We start from the raw sequence: 18,178 nt of genomic DNA on the forward strand, positions 1-18,178 counted from the left end.
AGAATCTCCTTCCTTAGGTGTCTAAAGAGTATACTACTTTGGGGAGAGGAAACTCAAACCTTTTTTCGACTTGCCAAGGGAATTCAGGGAATTGTGATACATGAATGAGCACACTTAGAGCAATTCTCAAAACAAACAAAGGTGAAATCCGCATCGATTTGTTTCCTGACAAAACGCCAAATACGGTCGCTAACTTCGTAAATCTTGCTGAAAGAAATTTCTACAATGGTCTAAAATTCCACCGAGTCATTGCCGATTTTATGATCCAGGGTGGTTGTCCCCTTGGAACAGGGACTGGTGGACCAGGATATAAATTTCGCGATGAGTTTGATTCTAGTTTAAAACATAACAAACCAGGGATTCTTTCTATGGCGAATGCAGGTCCAGGAACCAACGGAAGTCAATTTTTTATTACCCATGTTCCGACTCCTTGGTTAGATGGAAAACATTCTGTTTTTGGTGCGGTTGTAGATGAAAAAGACCAAGCAGTGGTAAATAGCATTGCACAAGGTGATGTGATGGAATCGATTACGATCGAGGGAGATACTTCCGGGGTTCTTGCTGTAGCAAAACCATTTTTGGATGAGTGGAACCAAATCCTAGATTCTAAAAAATAATGACTTGCATCTTTTCCTTTTGTTTGCGGAAGTCTAATCACTATGAAAGCAAAAGGAAAACAACAAATCACCCAGATCAAAAAAGCTTCTAGAATGATTTTTTCTATGAAGCCAACTAAAATCAAACCGTCAAAAAAACTCTATTCTCGAAAAAAGAAAGAAGACCATTCGGGAATAGAGTTTCTGCTTTCATTTTTTTCCTAAATCATATCTAAATTTTATCTTTCCATCTCACTCCAAGAATCTCTTTCCAATTCTTCCTCTTGCCCCAAATCAACTAACATCAAACGCTCCAACTCCGCATTTCTTTGTTTAGCAAGACTCATATATTGAACTCGGTCTTTTCTCAGATCAAATAATTCATGAAAGGTTTCATCATCATGTTTTAGAAAGAGGTTTTTTGCTTTTTCCGCCGTATGGGATCTTGTGCCAAGAAGCCTGAGTACATCTCTTCCCATAAGAACGGCAGTTTCTCTTGTTTCACGATAGATATACTGAACTCCCAGTTCTTTCAAATCATAGGCCTCTTCTCTGTCCCCTGCTCTTGCCACAATTTTGATATTCGGATAATGAAGGCTAACATTTCGAATTAGTTCCGCTTGTTTTTCTGGATTGTCTAAAGCCGCTACAACAATCTTTGCATGTTCGAGACCAGCAGCTTCCAGTAGTTCCAGTCGAGTAGCATCACCAAAATAAACTTTAAATCCAAAACGGCCAAGCATCTCCACTCGGTCTGCATCAAAATCTAAAATGGTAATGGCAATTCCGTTCGAACGTAAGAAACGACCGAGCATATTTCCAAACCGACCAAAACCACAAATGATGACAGGGTTTTCTTGTTTATGAATGTCTTGTTCTGTTTGTTTTTTAGGAATTTTTGATTCTAAAAATCCAAAAATAGTTTTCTCATATAACAATAGTAAGATTGGTGTAAGTGCCATACTGAGAGCGACGGAAGCCACCAAAAGATCAATAGAACTTTCTTCTAAAATTCCAAGTCCCGCTGAATAACCAAAAAGAACAAAAGAAAACTCACCGACTTGAGACAAGGCTAAGGAAAAATATAAATTTTGATCCAAAGGAAGTCGGAAAATCATTCCTAATACAAAAAGAACTACTGCCTTGAGAAAAATAATCCCAAAGACAATTCCAAGTACTTTCGTTGGACTTTGCATGACAATCGGGATGTCCATTGAAGCACCCACACTTAAAAAAAACAAACCCAGCAGTAGGCCTTTGAATGGTTCAATATTACTTTCTAATTCGTGTCGAAATTCACTACTTGCTAACACCACTCCACCGAGAAAAGTTCCGAGGGCTGCCGAAACACCTACCGCTCCCATCAGAACGGAAATAGCAATCACAAGTAACAAACTAGCGCCGGTAAAAATTTCACGGTTTCCCGACTTAGCCAAAAGACGAAAGAAAGGACCAAGTAGGTATTTCCCCACAAGAATGATACCAACGACAACAGACAAAACTACCAAGGTTTTCAAATATCCCGGGAAATCTTCTATTAACGAATGATGGTTTGCCGAAGGTAAAACTTCAGCATCACTTAACATAGGAAAGATGGCAAGAATCGGAATCACAGCCATATCTTGAAATAAAAGTACAGAAAAGGATGCTTGGCCCGAAATGGACTTCATGAGTCCCTTTTCTTTTAACGTTTGTAATACAATGGCCGTCGAAGACAAAGAAAGAATAAGACCAAGGGCTAGCGCTGGTTTCCAACCAAAACCAAATCCAATACAAAAGCTGGCAGTGACAGCTGCGGTTAGAACGAGTTGTAGGCCACCAAGTCCAAGCAACCAAAACTTGAGCCGCAAAAGTAAGTCCAATTCCAATTCAAGACCAATGGCAAAAAGCATCATCACCACACCGAATTCGGCAAAGTGCAACATATCTTTGCCTTCCGTGCCAACAAACCCAAATACAAAAGGTCCAATCACAATTCCTGCGATCAAATAACCAAGAACAGAACCCAGTCCCAGTCGATTCGCAATTGGAACCATGATGATAGCACTGGAAAGATAAATCAAAGCTTGGATAAAAAAACTAGATTCATCCATAAATACCACCTAACAAACTATTGATAAACAGGAGATAACGATTGGATTCTTTTTGGAGATCCAATTCGTTCAATTCAAATGTTCCTTGAACAAGGAAAGGTTGTAAATACTCCATTCCGCACAACTCTGCGGTTCGGCGAAATGGCAGTAAAAATTCATCAGGGGTAAATCCATGAAACCCTCCTTTGGTATAGGCTTCTTTGGAACCTCCGGTAGTGATGACCTGAACCCATTTTTTTCCTAGTAATTGGTTACCTCCCCTACCATAAGCCCAACCATCTTCGAGGACTAAATCGATCCATAATTTCATTAAAGGAGGGCAACTATACCAATACAATGGATGTTGGAACAAAAGAATATCGTGACTTTCGATTAGGTTTTGTTCGGCTTTCACATTGATGGTAAAACCAGGATATTCTTCATATAAATCATGTAAGGTGATGTCCTGAGAATTGGGAATAGAATCCAAAAGCATTTGGTTGGCTTTCGATTTTTCTAAACTAGGATGGACAAGGAAAATTAAAATTTTGGACATCGGTCATAAACTCACGTATTAGCGAAATAAAAGGAAAACCAGAAAAACTCTAAGTAAAATATTTAGAAAGAAGAGGTATTTTTTTCCTCTCAACATACAATAGATAAGTAGACAAAGCAAAAACAACTAGTGCCAAAAGGAAAAGAAGGCCTCCATCATCTTTCACAACAATTCCAAGAAAAACAAAATGAGACAATACAGCACCTAACATTAGATTAAAACCGACCAGAGCTCCAAGCCAAACGAGTCGAGGAAGAAGCAAAAACAAAATACAAAAAGATTCTAAAACTGCCAAACCATACCTACCCCAAGGTTCCATTCCCATCACAGAAAAAATAAATTTAGATTCTTCAGAACCGGAGAATTTGAAGTATAAAGTTTGCCCCAAAATCAGGATGGCAATCACACGTGACACGTGAAACAGAATGGTTCCTATTTTCATAAATTTCAACTTCCAGCCTCTCATCCGATGATGATTAATTCTACAGAACAAAAACCAAAAAAAGGAGCGTCTGATACCTAGAGAATTTGAATCCTATTTTTTAGGGATTCATTCTGATCCGTAAAGTAATAAACGTGGAAGTTTCCCTGGTTTCTGATAGAATCTTTTGACAAGTAAAAGCAAGGATTCACAAAAAATCTTAGAAATCAAAAACCTTGCAGAAATTGTGAAAAAGCTTTAGAATTAAGTCAGAATTATATTCCCGCCCTAGAGTTAAAGACCAGGCTTCTTAAAAAAATAGGAAAATGGGAGGAATCATTCGAAGTCAAAAAGAAAATCCAAGAACTAAATGCCATTGAAAAGGCAAAATGGGACGATCCAGATCACTACTATCATTATAAGTAAAACGATAACGAATAGGACTAGTCAAATCTAAAGACTTTTACACAATCAATGAAGTTAGAAGCCAATTAAATTCACTGGTTCTAAGTTACAAACATCGGCTTGCATCACAGTTGTGAGCCTTGATGCGGTAGCCATTGACTCTTGGATCTGCGAGGTTGGTTTATGACAATTACTTGCTTCCGTCATAAGGGATGTCAAAAATTTATTATTCTGAATTTCAATCGTTGCGTAATTAACAATCTCTCTCTTACACTTTTCGAAAGATTCTTTTGTATAATAAGTTTCTTCCCCAATTTGGGCAATGGACTCAAATATAAAAGGTCCATAGGTCACTGTCAGGAAGGTGTCGATTCCAAACATTCCACTCATCTCAAGATTATATTGTTTTAAGCGTATATAGGCGGGGCTTGTACAACGAATGGCAAAACAAGATCCAGCGCTGACGCTCATCATTGTTGAAATTGATGAATTATACGAAACACCCGATAAATCAGTATTCCCGCAAACAGAACTTGTCGAATAAAAGCAACTGGCTGATGTAGAAGTATCCTTTGTTTTTAGAATTTTTCCACTAATTATCTGATTCGATGAAGATACATTGGAACGGAAATAGTAAGTTCCAGCTGCAGTCACCGATAAATCAACATAACTTGTCAGCGATGGGAAATCAAAATTGGATCCAGTAGTAGGAGTTACAAAGCCCGAAACGGCTGTATTTTCTGTAGAGCAGGTATAAGAATTTAGGGCGGAAGAGGAAGGAGTGAGTAGCAAAGAAAATGATCCAAAATTACTTACTAAACTTAGGTTACTCCGCACTTCCTCCAGTTGTTTTTTAGCATCTTTTCCTTTAATTCCCATAGGCGAATACAGATTCGTGCAATGACATAAAACAAATAATACAACAGGAAAAAGCTTCGTCTTTTCTAACATAACACATATTTGTTTTATGCATATTTTTAGTCAAATTTTTCTCGTTAGGCGCCTCAATTTAAATGATTCAATATAATCAGATATTAAAATATTAGAAATAAACCAAAATTGATAATCTTAAATATTTACATCCGGACATTGCCAATAGTTTCAGAAGGTTCACTGATTATAGTCACCCCGTAAAAAGAAAAAAGCCCCTTCCCGAAGTTTTCTTCGAAAAGAGGCAACCGTCTTTAAGGCAACTCTTGCCTTACTACAACTTAAGTGTTATTCAAAAGTCGTAATACAGAATTTGGCCGAAGACTGGCTTGCGCTAACATTGCCGTACCGCTTTGCACGAGAATTTGTTTCGTCGTGAGCGCTACCATTTCTTCTGCCATATCTGCGTCCCTAATCCTTGATTCGGATGCTTGCATATTTTCGTATGCACCCATGAGGCCTTTTGCAGTACTTTCGAGCCTATTTTGGTAAGCTCCCATATCTGCTCTCTGCTTCATGATCTTGTTCAAGGCGAAGTCCGCTTTAGCAATCGCTTCGTCTGCTTTTCCAGGTGTAGAGAGCGCAATCTTATTTGCACCTTCTGACATCTTTAAAGCTTTCGAAGTCATAGTCCCAATGTAGAAACGCTCTCTTTGCCTTGCGTTTGCTCCCATGTGAAACCACATCGACGCTTTCGTTGACTTTCGAGCGAAATCTCCTTCAAACAGTTTCATTTTATTGAATTCTGCTTGCGAAGCAATTCGATCGATCTCATCCACCAGCGCAGATACTTCTACCTGCACGAGCTGCCTGTCCTCAGGTGTGTAGATTCCGTTCGATGTCTGGATCGCTAGGGTCCGGATTCGTTGGATGATTTCCGCCGACTGGTCGAGGAAACCCTCTGCAGTCTGGATGAAACTCAGTCCATCTTCCGTATTCCTTTCGGCCTGACGTAAACCACGAATTTGTGTCCGTAGTTTTTCCGAAACAGCAAGACCAGAAGCATCATCACCGGCAAGGTTAATCCTTTGCCCAGTGGAGAGGTTCCTCATGGTCTTATCTACATCCCATTGTGTAAACTTGAGAGCACGATGTGATTGAATCGCACTCATGTTGTGATTGATAATCATTGGCCTACACTCCTTTGTGTATAACCAAGAACGGTATATGTTTCGTTCTTAGCCGGACAATCCCTGTCCGGTGTCAAGGATGAGCTTTCATTTTGCCACCTGGCAGGGGAAAGCCGGCTGATTATCTAATTACAACTCTTCAGTTACACTAACCACTCACTAAGTTAACGCTAGTTAACGAAGGAGAGAAAGAACTCCTTGTGGACGAACATTCGCCTGAGCTAACATAGCAGTTCCAGATTGAACTAAAATCTGGTTCTTTGTGAAAGCCACAGTTTCTTCTGCCATATCCGCATCACGGATCCTAGACTCGGAGGCTTGGGTATTCTCATAAGCGTTCATGAGCCCTTTTGCAGCATGCTCAAGACGGTTAAAGTAAGCACCTAAGTTTGCTCTTTGTTTGCTAATGCGAGTTAACGCAGCATCCAAAGTTCCGATCGCATCGTTTGACTTGTCAGCTGTTGACAAAGACAAGAGATCTCCACTTTGACCTTTTAGATTCAGTGCACGTGCAGTCATTGTTGCAATGAACACTCTTTCTCTTTGGTGCATGTTGGGTCCTAAATGGAACCACATAGAGGTAGCTCTTGATCCGCGAGCAAAATCACCTTGAAGCAAATTCATTTTATTGAATTCAGCTTGTGAAGCAATTCTGTCCACTTCGTCGATAAGTTGTGAAACTTCAACTTGGATCATTTGTCTGTCTTCGTCAGTGTAAATACCGTTAGACGACTGAATCGCAAGAGTTCGAATTCTTTGAATGATATCATTCGATTCTTGCAAAAAACCTTCCGTTGTTTGGATAAGGCTCATACCGTCTTCGGTATTTCTCTCTGCTTGTCTAAGACCATTCACCTGCGTTCTCATTTTTTCCGAAACGGCAAGGCCTGATGCATCATCACCTGCTCGGTTGATTCGCATACCAGAGGATAGTTTCTCCATATTTTTGGAGACTTCCTCGTTTTGGAACTTGAGGACGCGATGTGAGTTGATCGCGGCTAAATTGTGGTTTATGATCATTGGTTTCCTCCTTGAAACTTGATCTGGCAAAAGAGAGAATCCCTTCTCTCTTTGGTTTTTGTGTCTGGCTTTCAGGCCCCGATGGTGCCTAAAATCTATATTTGTTCCCTTTGTACGTCGGTGATCGGATAAAAGAAATTAATTCGAAGAAATTGCGGTGTTTTCTGGTTTTTTTGAGGTTTTTTAGGGTTTTTGGGCGGTTTTCGTAGACTTTAGCGTTTTATTTTTTTTAAAAAAAAGTTCTAATTTCTCCAATACGAAGATCGGCAAATCCCCATTTTCCATAAGCAAATTTTGGAAAACGGGAGAATTTCTTCGGAAAAACCCTGACTTAAGGGCGACTCGCCAGTGGAGAGATCGTTTCCCATTGGTAGGCAGTATTTGCCTCCCCGGAAAATTTATGTTCAATACTTTTTAAATCCTTAAAGTTTTCAAAAAGACTAGCATTTAACGCTCGTATTGTGGACTCCATAGCAAGGATCCTACGTTTGTTCACTACTTCCTCTGATTCCTTGGGACCCGTGTCTGTTCCTGCCGTATAATAGGTGATAGTATCTACGGGGGCGTTTGGGTTTTCCTCTTCCGAATCGGCTAGCTCATCAGTTTTGGTTCGAGGAAGTCTGTATTTTTCCATCACATCCTGCAAAATAGGAAGATTCCAATCAATGATGAGTTTGGTATCTTTTTCCACAAACCAGGACTGTTTTAAAGCAAATCGAATGTCCAAAAGTTTTTTAGGGGAAAATATCTTTCCATCTTTTGCTAGGGCCTCCACAGAATCAAAGTAAGGTGGTGATCCAACCTCCCCTACTAGTTGATAAATAAAGGCTCCTGTTTCTTCCTGTTTCAAAATCTTTCTGTGAATGGGAATTTGTTCCCCTTCTCCATTGGAAATATAAATTACTACCGGTTCTCTATGATCCAGAGAGGGATAGGAATAAAGTTGAAAAGGAACCAGGAGACGAAATGGATTTTGTTCTGCTAGGATAAAGAAACTAAAAAAGATGAGAAGTGAAAACCAAGAAGCAAACAAAAAGATAAAATCGCGAGTGAGTTTGGTTTCCCCCGTCCCAATTTTATAAAATCGAATGATGAGAGTTTTGATGGTTTCAGCAAGAGGGCGAAGTTGTTCTTTAATCTTTTGAAGATGCGTATTCATGAATTCCTTTGATGACACTCCGGGCAATTTTCTTTTGGTAGTTTTTATCCCGTAGTTTTTTACTTTCCTCAGGGTTTGTCAGATACCCCATTTCCACAAGTACCGCAGGCATAAGGCTTCCTCGCAAGACGGAAAAATCGGCCTTTTTCACTCCCCGAGACGGGATCTCAGGACTCAGAGCCTTTTCATACTGATCTGCCACAGCCGTGGCCAATTTCCTTGACCTTCTTTGGGTGACACTGGACAACATCTGAGATTGGATCTGGGAGACAACCGGGTTCTTATGTTTTCCCACATACAGATTCTCCAAAAGGGCTGTTTCCCGAGCGCTTTCTGTACTCGGACTTTGGGAAAGGTAATACACTTCAAACCCAGCGGCTTTATCTGAAAGGGAAGCATTACAATGAAAACTAACAAACACCACATCCCTTGTATCGTTCAATACTTGGTTTGCCATTTTGGACCGATCTTCCAACTCCACAAAATGATCGTTTTTGCGAATCATTTGGACTCGGATCTCGGGGTAGTATTTTCGTAAGTACAAATAAGTGTAACGAGCCACACCGAGACTCACATCCTTTTCGTAATTCCCTGTGGGATCAGAGGTTCCTGGATCTTTCCCTCCGTGGCCTGCATCAATCACAATGGCCTTCACATTCAGATTTCGTTTGGGAACAGGGTCTTTGGGAATGAGAACCCAAAGCTCTGTCTCTTTGAACTGGTAACGTACATCATAGGAAATAAGGTTGAGTAAAATGGCCTCGACAAGATCCAAAGGAAGATAAACATCCTCGTCTTTTTTCAAAATGGCTTTTGGGATTTTATAAATTTTACCATCCAGGGTATAAAAACTGGATCCAAGTCGAAACTGGAGATTTCCTTGGGGAGTGTAAATAGAACCGACTCTTGTAAACTTCTTTAGTTTGGTAGAAAGTTCCGGCATTACCATTTTTAAATCAGAAAATGCCACATAGTTCCCCTTCCCATAGAGCGGAAGTTTGGCGACCTCAGCAACTAAGAGATTGGGGAAAAAACAAAAAAGGAAAAGAATTAATCTTTTTTGAAAAGAGAAAGAATTCGCTGCCAAATCGATTGTTTCTGTTTTTTAGATTTTTTCACTTCATTGATATCGAAGAGATTCCGTCTTGGATCATTCTTTTGGTGAGATTTCCCTGAATGATTTTTCTTATGGTGTTGGCCTTTCCCTTTTCCATCCTTTGGATGTTGTCCATGTTTGAACTCATGGTGGGTCATTTTGGCCGGGTGTCTATGATCCCCTTCTCCCTCATGATGGTGCGGGTGCGACATCTTTGCTGGTGGGTGGTGTTTCTCCCCTTTGCCCTTACCTCGTCCCCGGTCTCCCGAACGGTTTTCGTTCCGATCACCTGACCTGTGTTCGCCTCCTCGGTTGTCACCACCACGTCGTGGTTTCCCACCGCGACCACCGCGTTCTCCCCTTTCCCTGTCTTGGTATTTTTTTTCACCAGGAATGGCTTCATCTGCAAACACAGGAGTAAATTCACCCTTAGGAAATTCTAAATACTCCTCGCGGATTTCCGCAATGGGGATTTTAGAATTTAAATACCGTTCAATTCGTTCGAGTTCTGTGTAGTCTGTCTCCGAACAAAGTCCAATCGACATCCCCTTTCTACCTGCACGGGCCGTTCTTCCAATCCGGTGCACATAGTTTTCTGCATCTTGAGGAAGATCATAATTATAGACAACGTCTATGTTTTCAATATCAATCCCACGTGATGCAACATCTGTCGCAATCAGATACTTATACTTTCCTTCTTTAAAATCCCGAAGCAGGCGAATTCTTTTTTTCTGATCGAGTTCAGAAGAAAGTCCCGTCGCGGTGATTCCAAATTTACGAAGTGTGGACACAATCTTTGGAATGTTCATTTTATAATTTGTAAAAATGATTCCAAGACCTTCGATTTCATTATGCAAAAGAGAGTTCACTAAATAGGGAAGTTTTTCTTCTCTTCCTAAGTGGAGTAAGGTTTGATCTATCCGTTCGGTAATTACTTTTTCTGGATTGATATGTACTTCAATCGGATCGTTTAGATAACGACTGGCAAGCCTTACCACTTCATAACTGAGCGTAGCACTAAAAAGTAGAGATTGTTTTCTGTTTTTACATTTATGAAAGATGTACTTGAGATCTTGGACAAATCCCATATCGAACATTCTGTCCGCTTCGTCTAGGATCACTACTTTGATATTCTCTAAAGAAAGGCCGTGATTTTTGACAAAGTCAATGAGGCGTCCCGGAGTAGCCACAATGAGACAGGCTTTGTTCCCTAACGCCTGTTCTTGGGACTTATAATCGGTTCCCCCGATGATGGTAGCCACACCGAAGTCTGTAAACTCTAGAAGTTTTTTTGCTTCTTCGGCAATTTGAATGGTGAGCTCTCTCGTCGGAGCAAGGACAAGGGCATAGGGCAAAGCTTCTTCTTCGTCAGCAGACAAAAGTCTGTGAAGAGTCGGAAGTAGGAAAGCCATCGTTTTTCCCGTTCCTGTTTGGGCAAGACCGGTGAGATCATTTCCTTCCATGGCGAAGGGAATGGATTTGGCTTGGATGGGGGTGAGTTCTGTGTAGCCGATTTTATCAAGTGCTTTAGAGAGAGACTCGTGAAAAGGTAATTCGTTAAATTTCATAATGGATTTCAGTGTTTTAATTTTCTGGCGGTAAGTTCAATGGTATCACCATAAGCAAACTGGTTTGCATACAGCCGATACAGCCATTCAGGAAGTTTGCCACGAGGCCCTAAGTCCCGGTAGGAATGATACGACATAGGTCTAACATAGTTCACTTCAAAGCCAAGGATTGACAAGAGTTTTTTCAAAGAGTGAACAGAGTAGTCAAAAAAGTGGTCGGAAGGATGGGTAGAAAACCAATCCTTGGGACTGGTTTGAAAACTTGGTCCAAAACTAGAGGGAACGGCTAAATAGAGAAACCCACCCGGTTTTGTCCAAGACTGGATTCTCTCCCAAATCCCATCAATGTCCTCAATATGTTCGATCACAAAAAATGCGGATACTACGTCAAAGCTCTCTTTCCAGTCCTCCTTTGCAATGGAAAGAACAGAAGCCCTCTCCACATCCAACCCAAGCCTCGTTTTGGAGTATTCCACTTCTTTAGGAGATAGTTCTAGACCCTTGGTCGAATGACCGGCCTTCCTTGCTTCATCCAAAAAAAATCCTGCTGCAGATCCAATCTCCAAAAGGGAAGAATTACCGCCCTTAGCACCTACCCTTTCCAAAACAGAAAGCCTGCGTTTTGCCATGGCCCGAAGGTTTGGTTCATCTTCATAATAAGATTTTTTATACTGGGATTTGTATTCTTCCATAAAGTAACTATCCCCATACTCTCTATGTTTTGCAGGAAGATAACGAAGAACACCTGTAAGCTGGCATTCTTCATAAAATTCGGGGAATTCTTTATGGGGGAAAAATTGAAATAAACTCAAAAATAAGTTCTCTTTTTTGATTCGAGGGACTTCTCATATTGTGCACGAGCCGCCCTTTTGTTTTCATAGGCTTCCGTTAGGCTTGGGTTTAGATCAATGGCCGTTTGGAAACTAGAAAGGGCTTTTTTAAATTCCCCATTTTTAAAATAACAGACTCCCAAATAATTATGAGCTTTGGAAGAAATGGTTGGTGTCACATCCGAACGAGTGATGACAATGAGTTCTTCAATTGCCTTTTCCCTGTCCACAAGAGAACCGGAATCGATGAGAATTTTAGAAAGCACTAACCTTGATTCCATATCTTCTGGATCAATATGGGTGGCGCGAAATGCTTCTTCTTTGGCTCTTTTGGAAAGTCCAGAGTTTCCACTATTAGCATAGCTCAGGGCTAGTTTTCTATGAGCAAGTTTGATTTCTTTGGAATCTTTGGAATTTTCCAAAACATAAACTAACATCTTTTCTGCGGCCGGATAGTTTTTGGTTTGGATGTACACATCAGCAAGTTTTAGCCTTGCTTCATAAAGTTCTGGTTTCCAAGCAATGGCTTCTTCGTATTCAGAGATAGCCTCGGAATAAAATTTGTTTTCCAAATAGTAATCCGCGATGGCAAGCCGAGAAGGAACATGATTGGGGTCCAAACTTTGTGACTTTCGAAGTGACTCAATGGCCATAGTAGGTTTACCAGCATGTAAATAAGTAAGACCTAAGTTGTAATAGGCAGACTGGTTTTTTGGATTTAAAGAAAGAGCTCCTTCGAAAGCGGTAATACTTTCTGAATATCTTTCCATTTCATCCAAAATGATTCCAAGATTTACATAAGCTGTTTCCGAATAGGTATCCCCTGGAGTGAGGCGAATGATCCTTCGAAAGAGGCCTTCCGCTTCCACAAGTTCCCCTTTTTTATAATAAAGCTCTGATAAAGCAAAAAGAGAATCTACATCCGAAGGTTTGAGTAACAAAGCCTTTTGTAAAGCAGTGATGGCCATATTGGTTTGGCCCATAGAAAGAAAGGCATCCGCAATATAACGATAAACCTCTGGTTCGTTAGCATTGGAATCTAGGGCTTTTTGGAAGTACTTAGCTGCTTCTTCGGGAACCTTTTTCTTTAAATACACCAAACCTAGGTTATAGTAGGATTTAGCATCGTTTGTTTTGAGGCGAATCACTTCACGAAAGTAATACTCGGCCCTATCATAATCTTCTCTTTGGTAGAATATGGTTCCTAGATGGCCATAGGACAAAACGGCCGTTTGGGAATTAGGTGCTGTTTGTACTACCTTTTGGAATTCGGAAATGGCCTCGGCCATATTTCCTTGTTTTAAGTAACTAATGGCTAAGTTGTAAGTTAAAGTGACATCCGTCGGAGCTAATGACTGCCCTTCTTTGTAGGCTTCGATGGCACTGGCTGGGTCTCCAATCTCTTGGAACAAATTTCCTTGTAATAAAGAAACCCGGTAGTCGTTAGGTGCAATTTCTTTAGCTCTTTGTGCGGCTCGCCTTGCTTCTTCAAATTTACCAGCATGTTTAAAAGCCAGTGACAAATTATAATATGCAAAATAGTTTTTGGAATCGTATTGGATGGCTTTTTCCAATCTTTCAATGGAATTGATATAACGACCCGCTTCATCATACATCACACCAAGGACAGTGAGTGCGATGGATTTATCTTCATCACTTCCAGGTGAATTTAAGAACTCTTCACAAACCGTTCCCACTCGGTTCACATAACGGTTGTGATAGGCATTGAGACATGCGGCCAGTTTAGGATTTACGGAATCATCAGGAAGATAGGGTTTATCAACAAGAAGGTCTAGAGCTTTTTTATCTCTGGGGAGGTTGTTTAATGCTTTTGCGATCTCTTCTGGATTCTTTTTTTTCTCAAGATACCACCAATACCCGGCGGTTAAAAATCCAAGGACGAGAAATACAAGGAAACTCCAAAATAGAAAAGAGAGAACGGGCCGGCGTACCGTGTTTTCCGATTCGTAAGTTGTTTCTTTTTCTCGACCCAGGTTCCTTAAGTATGGATCTTCCTGGTAATAACTTGGCTGAGAGGACTGCTCCTCTATGCGAAACCGGTTTTTTTGGATGGGATCCATTTTTTATTTTAATTCAGGATTTTTCGCTACGATCTCCTTCTTGTAGAAGGCATCGAGTAATCCGTTGATAAACTGTGCCGATTCGTCTGTTTCAAATTCCTTAGTGAGTTCGACGGCTTCATTGATCACAACGGGGGCCGCAAGGAAAGGTTCCTTTTGCAAACTAAGAATCGATAAACGTAAAATACAACGGTTGACCACGGAAATACGCGAAAGTTCCCAATTCTCCGAATACTTCTTGATTAGAGTATCGATCGCTTTTCGATTTTCGACCACTCCTTTCACAAGAAAGACAGCATAATCTTTTTCTTCTCTAGTGATTTTTTTGTCATACCAATCGAATTTCATGGCCCGTTCTGGGTCGGTCCCAACGAGGTCAATTTGGTAGAGGCACATGAGGGCGAGACTTCGCCCGCGGTGTCTAGAACTCATCCGATCTCTTTGAAAAGATTTGCCATTTCAATGGCTGTGGTGGCCGCCTCGTAACCCTTGTTTCCCGCTTTGGTGCCGGCTCTTTCAATGGCTTGTTCGATGGATTCAGTCGTAATGACTCCAAAAATCACAGGAACGGAACCATCGGCTACGGACCCTACTTTGGCAGCTTCTCCCGAAACCAAATCATAATGGGAAGTGGCACCTCGGATGACGGCACCGAGACAGACTATGGCAGAGAATTGGTATTTTTTAGACCCTAGGACACGTTTTACGGTTTGTGGGAGTTCAAAGGCACCGGGAACATAGATAACAGTCACATCGGAATCTGTGATCCCATGTTGTCTATAGGCATCTTTTGCCCCTTTGAGTAGAGACTCTGTGATAAATTCGTTGAACTTTGAAACGATGACACAATGTTTTTGTCCGTTTCCGATTCTAGTGCCTTCCAATGTAGCGGTCATGTATCCAAAATCCTAAGGGGGTGTTATTTCGCAAGACGAATGACAAGGGTAATCTTTCCGTCTGGATTTTCTACCACTTCAAACCCGTCTCTTTCGAGTGCTTTTTTGGCTCGGTAGATCGCTAGATTGACAACATTGGTTTTCTCATCTGCTGGTTTCTGTGGTTCCCGGTTCATAGATCCCCTCTCACCTTTAAAGTTCGGAAACCAGGCCATCCAATCTTAAATACCAATGGCTTTACAAGGTAGAATTGTTTTCCTCTTATGTCATATAGGAAGAAAATGAAGAAGAAGAAATCTGTAAAGAAGGCCAAAAAAAGGAAACCGGTAGTGTATGCCGAGAAGGACTTTATTGTAAAACCTTCCTCCGTCCCTAATATCGGAATGGGACTATTCACCAAACAAACATTATACAAGGGAGATACCGTTGGTTACTACATGGGTAAAATCATTACCGATGAACAAGCGGAATCAAACAAATACGTAGACTCAAAATACCTACTTTGGATCTGTAAGGACTGGTGGATTTATGGTGAAGGCCGTGAGTCCAATTACACCCGTTATATCAACCATTCCTCCAAACCAAATGCAGAACTCATCACTTCTGTGAGATGGAAAACAGCTCGGTTTAAGGTATTAAAAACAATCCCTGAAGGATCAGAAATATTTTTTGATTATGGAAAGGATTACTGGGACAACGTGGACTTCAAACCGAAGTAACTAAGGATATTTGTCACGGCTGTATTGTCCCGAAAGGGAAAACTAACGCAAACGGTCTCTTAGAGGAGACCGTTATTTCCAAAAGAAGTTTTGGTAGAGGTCTTTGCGGAATCAGAAGCTTCCAATGCTTCTGTATACCGAATGACAGAATCATCCATACGAAAAACTCCTTCCGCTTTTTCTTTATGCATCAACCGGCAAAAGAAGAAGTTGGCTGCAAAAAAGAGAAGTGTAAGAACCAAGGGAAAACGATACGAATTCGACATAAAACCCTCCGACTTAAGCTAAGCCTCCTACCGACCCCTTTCCAGGCAAGAAATTTTTAGAAGAATTCTAGTAGAAATCTTCAATCCGAATGTCAGGGAACGCATTGTTCTCTAACTCCGCTGCCATTAGGATCTCTTCCTCCACTGGCCCGTGCAGCATCCCTTCCAAAGTAAGAAAGAGATTGGTGTGCACATTGGTACGCCTTACCGCATAATCCACCATAGTCCCCGTTTTCATAATGAAAGCCCAGTCACTACTTTGTAAAAGTAAAAGTTCTCTACCCATTTGTTTCAAAATCCGTTTTTGCAATTCAGTTCCCGATTTCAATTCATGAGCTCTTTTGTGCATCCGAATGCTTAAGGAATGGATGAGAGGGTAAATCCAATCGTTGGAAGGATTGAGCCATACCTCCCCATATCCATTTTCTCCCCAACTAGACATTTTCATTTCCACAGACTGGATCCTGGGAAGAGCACGAGCCGCTTCCAAGGGATGAGACAACTGAATGGTATTTTGATTGAAGTGGATTTTTTTGAATAAAAATTCAATGAACTGTGGACCTTCATACCACCAGTGCCCATACAACTCCGCATCGTAAGGAGAAACAATCACCGCCTGTTGTTTGTTTGTTTCAAAAAGATACTCGGCTTGGCGGATGCGGTTTCGTAAAAAATCTTCTGCATGGTTTCCCGCAGCCTCCATGGCCCAGTCTGGATGGTAGTATCCTTTTTCCTCCGTTTTCCCTGTGATCCGGAAGTATTTGATGCTGGTATTGATCCGAACTCCATTCGAATGGAGATAAGGAGAAATTTCTTCCCAAGGTAGGTCATGCCCTATGTCGCGATAGTATTCCCTGTACCGGTAATCTCCAGGATACCCATCAATGGAACTCCAAACTTGTTTGCTACTTTCTGGATCACGTCCAAAAGCAAAAACTCCATACCCTACTTCCACCGGAGCATAAACTCCAAACTTAGGCCTTGGGCTGGCATGTGTGATTCCATGGGTATCCACAAAGAAATACCGAAACCCTTCCCGATCGAGTTCCTCTTCTAGTTTTTGAGTGTATCCACATTCCGATAACCAAATCCCTTTCGGATCCCTCCCCCAAATGCGGCGAAAGGTTCTACGACCGTTTTTCAATTGTGAACGAAAGATAGAAGGTTCGGAATCATAAAAAGGAAGGAAGGCATGTGTGGCAGGACTTGTCATCACTTCCAATTCGCCAGACTCCACAAAAGGCAAAAAGAGTTGGGTGAGGTCTCCTTTCTTTTCTTCAAAGATAGATTCTGTATCTAAAAAATGCTCCAAGTATCTTGTCGAAAGGTAATGGAGATGAGGATCCTTTACATTTCGTTTGGTTTCCGCTTTGGCAAGGTTTATGAGGTTTTTGATGTAACTACGAAACTGATTTTGTAAATAAGGGTCGGTTAACATCAGAGAGAGGGTGGGAGTGAAAGACATGGTGATCCGAAACCGAACCGATTCTTTTTTTAGATTCCGAAACACTCTAAGCAGTGGAATGTATGTTTCTAAAATCGCTTCGTTTAACCAGTTTTCTTCTATGAAAGGTGTATCATATCCAGGATGTCTAACAAATGGTAGGTGGGCATGGAGAACAAATACTAAATGCCCTTTTAAAAAATGATTCATTATAAAAGTCCTTTTCCTGACCCTGATCCATTCCCAAAACTGGAATGAGTTTGGGTGGGATCTTTCGTCCCTTCTCCTTGGTCTCTATTTCGAGGATTTACATAAAACTCAGAGGCGTCCCCATCTTTGAAGTAATACTCTTCACTTCCCGCAGACTTGGCCACAAGCCCCATACTAATCCACTGTGGGTGGATCCATTCCTTGTCTAACCGAAAAGATTCAGTTCCCCCAGGGAGATCTTTCCCAGAAGAATGAAGAGCTGAAATTTCTTTTTGATGATAAGAAACAAAAATAGAAGTTTGGATGTCTCTGACAGGAAACATAAATTTTAAATAATACGATTCTGTGAACGGAGCTAAATCGTAAATTTCCGTTCGTTCACTTCCAAATATATTTTTATATTCTACCTTCAATCGAAAGCGTAAACCATCCGTTGAAGGTGAATCCAAATCCTTTAAAAGCTTCTTTAAGGTATTTTCCGAAAATTTCCAGAAGACAAAGGCTTCTTTTGGAGTGCGAATCAGTATCCTTATGAGATCCTCAGCTGGGAATTCCGGGTGTTTGGTAAATTTGGAATCGTTGTAAATGGATTTAGTTTGTTTTTGTGGAGAAGGAATCTCTGTTTTTTTGGCTGGTTTTTTCGTTGCCGCTTTAGAAGTTTTTTTTGCTGCAGTGACACTTACCTTTTTCTTTTTAGGAGCGGATTTTTTTACTGGCCCATCTTTTTTTTCTTCATTTGCCATGCTCCCAGCTTAAAGACGAGAAACACTCACCTTCAA

Annotated in this window: 19 protein-coding genes; 2 read left to right on the plus strand and 17 right to left on the minus strand. The window is 40.9% G+C overall.

Translation table 11 applies throughout. From position 1 onward, the window contains the following. The first annotated feature begins 104 nt into the window (after positions 1 to 104). Positions 105 to 617: a peptidylprolyl isomerase gene (locus tag CH361_RS11335; RefSeq protein ID WP_100790914.1), complete on the plus strand. Its 513-nt coding sequence runs from the start codon at positions 105 to 107 to the stop codon at positions 615 to 617. Between the two features lie 218 nt (positions 618 to 835). On the opposite strand, the gene CH361_RS11340 is transcribed toward CH361_RS11335, so the two are convergent. From CH361_RS11340 to CH361_RS19695, 14 genes are all read right to left on the minus strand, one after another. Continuing rightward, entirely contained in the window at positions 836 to 2,689 is a 1,854-nt protein-coding gene (locus tag CH361_RS11340; RefSeq protein ID WP_100790915.1) for a monovalent cation:proton antiporter-2 (CPA2) family protein, read from the minus strand. Then, the gene (locus CH361_RS11345) at positions 2,682 to 3,224 is read right to left on the minus strand and encodes an NAD(P)H-dependent oxidoreductase (protein ID WP_100790916.1); all 543 of its coding nucleotides are present in this window, start codon (positions 3,222 to 3,224) and stop codon (positions 2,682 to 2,684) included. Before CH361_RS11345 ends, CH361_RS11340 begins: the two co-directional genes overlap by 8 nt. A 49-nt stretch (positions 3,225 to 3,273) precedes the next feature. Then, positions 3,274 to 3,666: a DoxX family protein gene (locus CH361_RS11350; RefSeq protein ID WP_100790917.1), complete on the minus strand. Its 393-nt coding sequence runs from the start codon at positions 3,664 to 3,666 to the stop codon at positions 3,274 to 3,276. A 459-nt stretch (positions 3,667 to 4,125) separates the two neighbouring features. Continuing rightward, the gene (locus CH361_RS11355; RefSeq protein ID WP_100790918.1) at positions 4,126 to 5,001 is read right to left on the minus strand and encodes a hypothetical protein; all 876 of its coding nucleotides are present in this window, start codon (positions 4,999 to 5,001) and stop codon (positions 4,126 to 4,128) included. A 260-nt stretch (positions 5,002 to 5,261) separates the two neighbouring features. After that, positions 5,262 to 6,110, minus strand: coding sequence for a flagellin N-terminal helical domain-containing protein (locus tag CH361_RS11360; RefSeq protein WP_100790919.1), 849 nt, complete (start codon positions 6,108 to 6,110; stop codon positions 5,262 to 5,264). 174 nt (positions 6,111 to 6,284) lie between these two features. After that, positions 6,285 to 7,130, minus strand: coding sequence for a flagellin N-terminal helical domain-containing protein (locus tag CH361_RS11365; RefSeq protein WP_035983613.1), 846 nt, complete (start codon positions 7,128 to 7,130; stop codon positions 6,285 to 6,287). Positions 7,131 to 7,461: 331 nt separating this feature from the next. Next, entirely contained in the window at positions 7,462 to 8,289 is an 828-nt protein-coding gene (locus tag CH361_RS11370) for an LIC_10740 family protein (RefSeq protein ID WP_100790920.1), read from the minus strand. Beyond that, on the minus strand, positions 8,264 to 9,259 hold the full coding sequence (locus CH361_RS11375; protein ID WP_100790969.1) for an N-acetylmuramoyl-L-alanine amidase family protein: 996 nt from the start codon (positions 9,257 to 9,259) through the stop codon (positions 8,264 to 8,266). The genes CH361_RS11370 and CH361_RS11375 overlap by 26 nt, the downstream gene beginning before the upstream one ends. Before the next feature lie 80 nt (positions 9,260 to 9,339). Further along, complete coding sequence (locus CH361_RS11380) at positions 9,340 to 10,953, minus strand: DEAD/DEAH box helicase (protein WP_100790921.1); 1,614 nt, start codon at positions 10,951 to 10,953, stop codon at positions 9,340 to 9,342. A gap of 8 nt (positions 10,954 to 10,961) precedes the next feature. Beyond that, entirely contained in the window at positions 10,962 to 11,765 is an 804-nt protein-coding gene (locus tag CH361_RS11385) for a class I SAM-dependent methyltransferase (protein ID WP_100790922.1), read from the minus strand. Then, a complete protein-coding gene (locus CH361_RS11390; protein WP_100790923.1) occupies positions 11,762 to 13,864 on the minus strand; it encodes a tetratricopeptide repeat protein in 2,103 nt (700 codons plus the stop codon). The genes CH361_RS11385 and CH361_RS11390 overlap by 4 nt, the downstream gene beginning before the upstream one ends. Before the next feature lie 3 nt (positions 13,865 to 13,867). After that, positions 13,868 to 14,296: a transcription antitermination factor NusB gene (nusB, locus tag CH361_RS11395; protein ID WP_100790924.1), complete on the minus strand. Its 429-nt coding sequence runs from the start codon at positions 14,294 to 14,296 to the stop codon at positions 13,868 to 13,870. Beyond that, a complete protein-coding gene (gene ribH, locus CH361_RS11400; RefSeq protein ID WP_100790925.1) occupies positions 14,293 to 14,760 on the minus strand; it encodes a 6,7-dimethyl-8-ribityllumazine synthase in 468 nt (155 codons plus the stop codon). Before ribH ends, nusB begins: the two co-directional genes overlap by 4 nt. A gap of 23 nt (positions 14,761 to 14,783) precedes the next feature. After that, complete coding sequence (locus CH361_RS19695; protein ID WP_165782256.1) at positions 14,784 to 14,936, minus strand: hypothetical protein; 153 nt, start codon at positions 14,934 to 14,936, stop codon at positions 14,784 to 14,786. Positions 14,937 to 15,041: 105 nt separating this feature from the next. Between CH361_RS19695 and CH361_RS11405 the strand changes: the two genes are divergently transcribed. Then, positions 15,042 to 15,479 carry an SET domain-containing protein gene (locus CH361_RS11405; protein ID WP_100790926.1) on the plus strand — a complete coding sequence of 146 codons (438 nt, stop codon included), beginning with the start codon at positions 15,042 to 15,044 and terminating at the stop codon, positions 15,477 to 15,479. Between the two features lie 59 nt (positions 15,480 to 15,538). Here CH361_RS11405 and CH361_RS11410 read toward each other — a convergent pair whose 3' ends face one another. The 3 genes from CH361_RS11410 to CH361_RS11420 all read right to left on the minus strand — a co-directional run bounded on the left by CH361_RS11410 (position 15,539) and on the right by CH361_RS11420 (position 18,142). Beyond that, the gene (locus CH361_RS11410; RefSeq protein ID WP_100790927.1) at positions 15,539 to 15,745 is read right to left on the minus strand and encodes a hypothetical protein; all 207 of its coding nucleotides are present in this window, start codon (positions 15,743 to 15,745) and stop codon (positions 15,539 to 15,541) included. A gap of 67 nt (positions 15,746 to 15,812) precedes the next feature. After that, positions 15,813 to 17,399: a glycoside hydrolase family 57 protein gene (locus CH361_RS11415; protein ID WP_100790928.1), complete on the minus strand. Its 1,587-nt coding sequence runs from the start codon at positions 17,397 to 17,399 to the stop codon at positions 15,813 to 15,815. After that, positions 17,399 to 18,142 carry a hypothetical protein gene (locus CH361_RS11420; protein WP_100790929.1) on the minus strand — a complete coding sequence of 248 codons (744 nt, stop codon included), beginning with the start codon at positions 18,140 to 18,142 and terminating at the stop codon, positions 17,399 to 17,401. The genes CH361_RS11415 and CH361_RS11420 overlap by 1 nt, the downstream gene beginning before the upstream one ends. Positions 18,143 to 18,178 lie beyond the last annotated feature (36 nt).

This window comes from Leptospira brenneri, assembly GCF_002812125.1.
GTDB classification, from domain to species: Bacteria; Spirochaetota; Leptospiria; order Leptospirales; family Leptospiraceae; genus Leptospira_A; species Leptospira_A brenneri.

What these genes read in the sequence shown, in the direction of transcription:
- CH361_RS11415 (WP_100790928.1), bottom strand. Translation starts at nt 17,399, where the DNA reads ATGAATCATTTTTTAAAAGGGCATTTAGTATTTGTTCTCCATGCCCAC.
- CH361_RS19695 (WP_165782256.1), bottom strand. Translation starts at nt 14,936, where the DNA reads ATGAACCGGGAACCACAGAAACCAGCAGATGAGAAAACCAATGTTGTC.
- CH361_RS11410 (WP_100790927.1), bottom strand. Translation starts at nt 15,745, where the DNA reads ATGTCGAATTCGTATCGTTTTCCCTTGGTTCTTACACTTCTCTTTTTT.
- CH361_RS11355 (WP_100790918.1), bottom strand. Translation starts at nt 5,001, where the DNA reads ATGTTAGAAAAGACGAAGCTTTTTCCTGTTGTATTATTTGTTTTATGT.
- CH361_RS11370 (WP_100790920.1), bottom strand. Translation starts at nt 8,289, where the DNA reads ATGAATACGCATCTTCAAAAGATTAAAGAACAACTTCGCCCTCTTGCT.
- CH361_RS11340 (WP_100790915.1), bottom strand. Translation starts at nt 2,689, where the DNA reads ATGGATGAATCTAGTTTTTTTATCCAAGCTTTGATTTATCTTTCCAGT.
- CH361_RS11405 (WP_100790926.1), top strand. Translation starts at nt 15,042, where the DNA reads ATGAAGAAGAAGAAATCTGTAAAGAAGGCCAAAAAAAGGAAACCGGTA.
- CH361_RS11365 (WP_035983613.1), bottom strand. Translation starts at nt 7,130, where the DNA reads ATGATCATAAACCACAATTTAGCCGCGATCAACTCACATCGCGTCCTC.
- CH361_RS11335 (WP_100790914.1), top strand. Translation starts at nt 105, where the DNA reads ATGAGCACACTTAGAGCAATTCTCAAAACAAACAAAGGTGAAATCCGC.
- nusB (WP_100790924.1), bottom strand. Translation starts at nt 14,296, where the DNA reads ATGAGTTCTAGACACCGCGGGCGAAGTCTCGCCCTCATGTGCCTCTAC.
- CH361_RS11420 (WP_100790929.1), bottom strand. Translation starts at nt 18,142, where the DNA reads ATGGCAAATGAAGAAAAAAAAGATGGGCCAGTAAAAAAATCCGCTCCT.
- CH361_RS11345 (WP_100790916.1), bottom strand. Translation starts at nt 3,224, where the DNA reads ATGTCCAAAATTTTAATTTTCCTTGTCCATCCTAGTTTAGAAAAATCG.
- CH361_RS11380 (WP_100790921.1), bottom strand. Translation starts at nt 10,953, where the DNA reads ATGAAATTTAACGAATTACCTTTTCACGAGTCTCTCTCTAAAGCACTT.
- CH361_RS11390 (WP_100790923.1), bottom strand. Translation starts at nt 13,864, where the DNA reads ATGGATCCCATCCAAAAAAACCGGTTTCGCATAGAGGAGCAGTCCTCT.
- CH361_RS11360 (WP_100790919.1), bottom strand. Translation starts at nt 6,110, where the DNA reads ATGATTATCAATCACAACATGAGTGCGATTCAATCACATCGTGCTCTC.
- CH361_RS11350 (WP_100790917.1), bottom strand. Translation starts at nt 3,666, where the DNA reads ATGAAAATAGGAACCATTCTGTTTCACGTGTCACGTGTGATTGCCATC.
- ribH (WP_100790925.1), bottom strand. Translation starts at nt 14,760, where the DNA reads ATGACCGCTACATTGGAAGGCACTAGAATCGGAAACGGACAAAAACAT.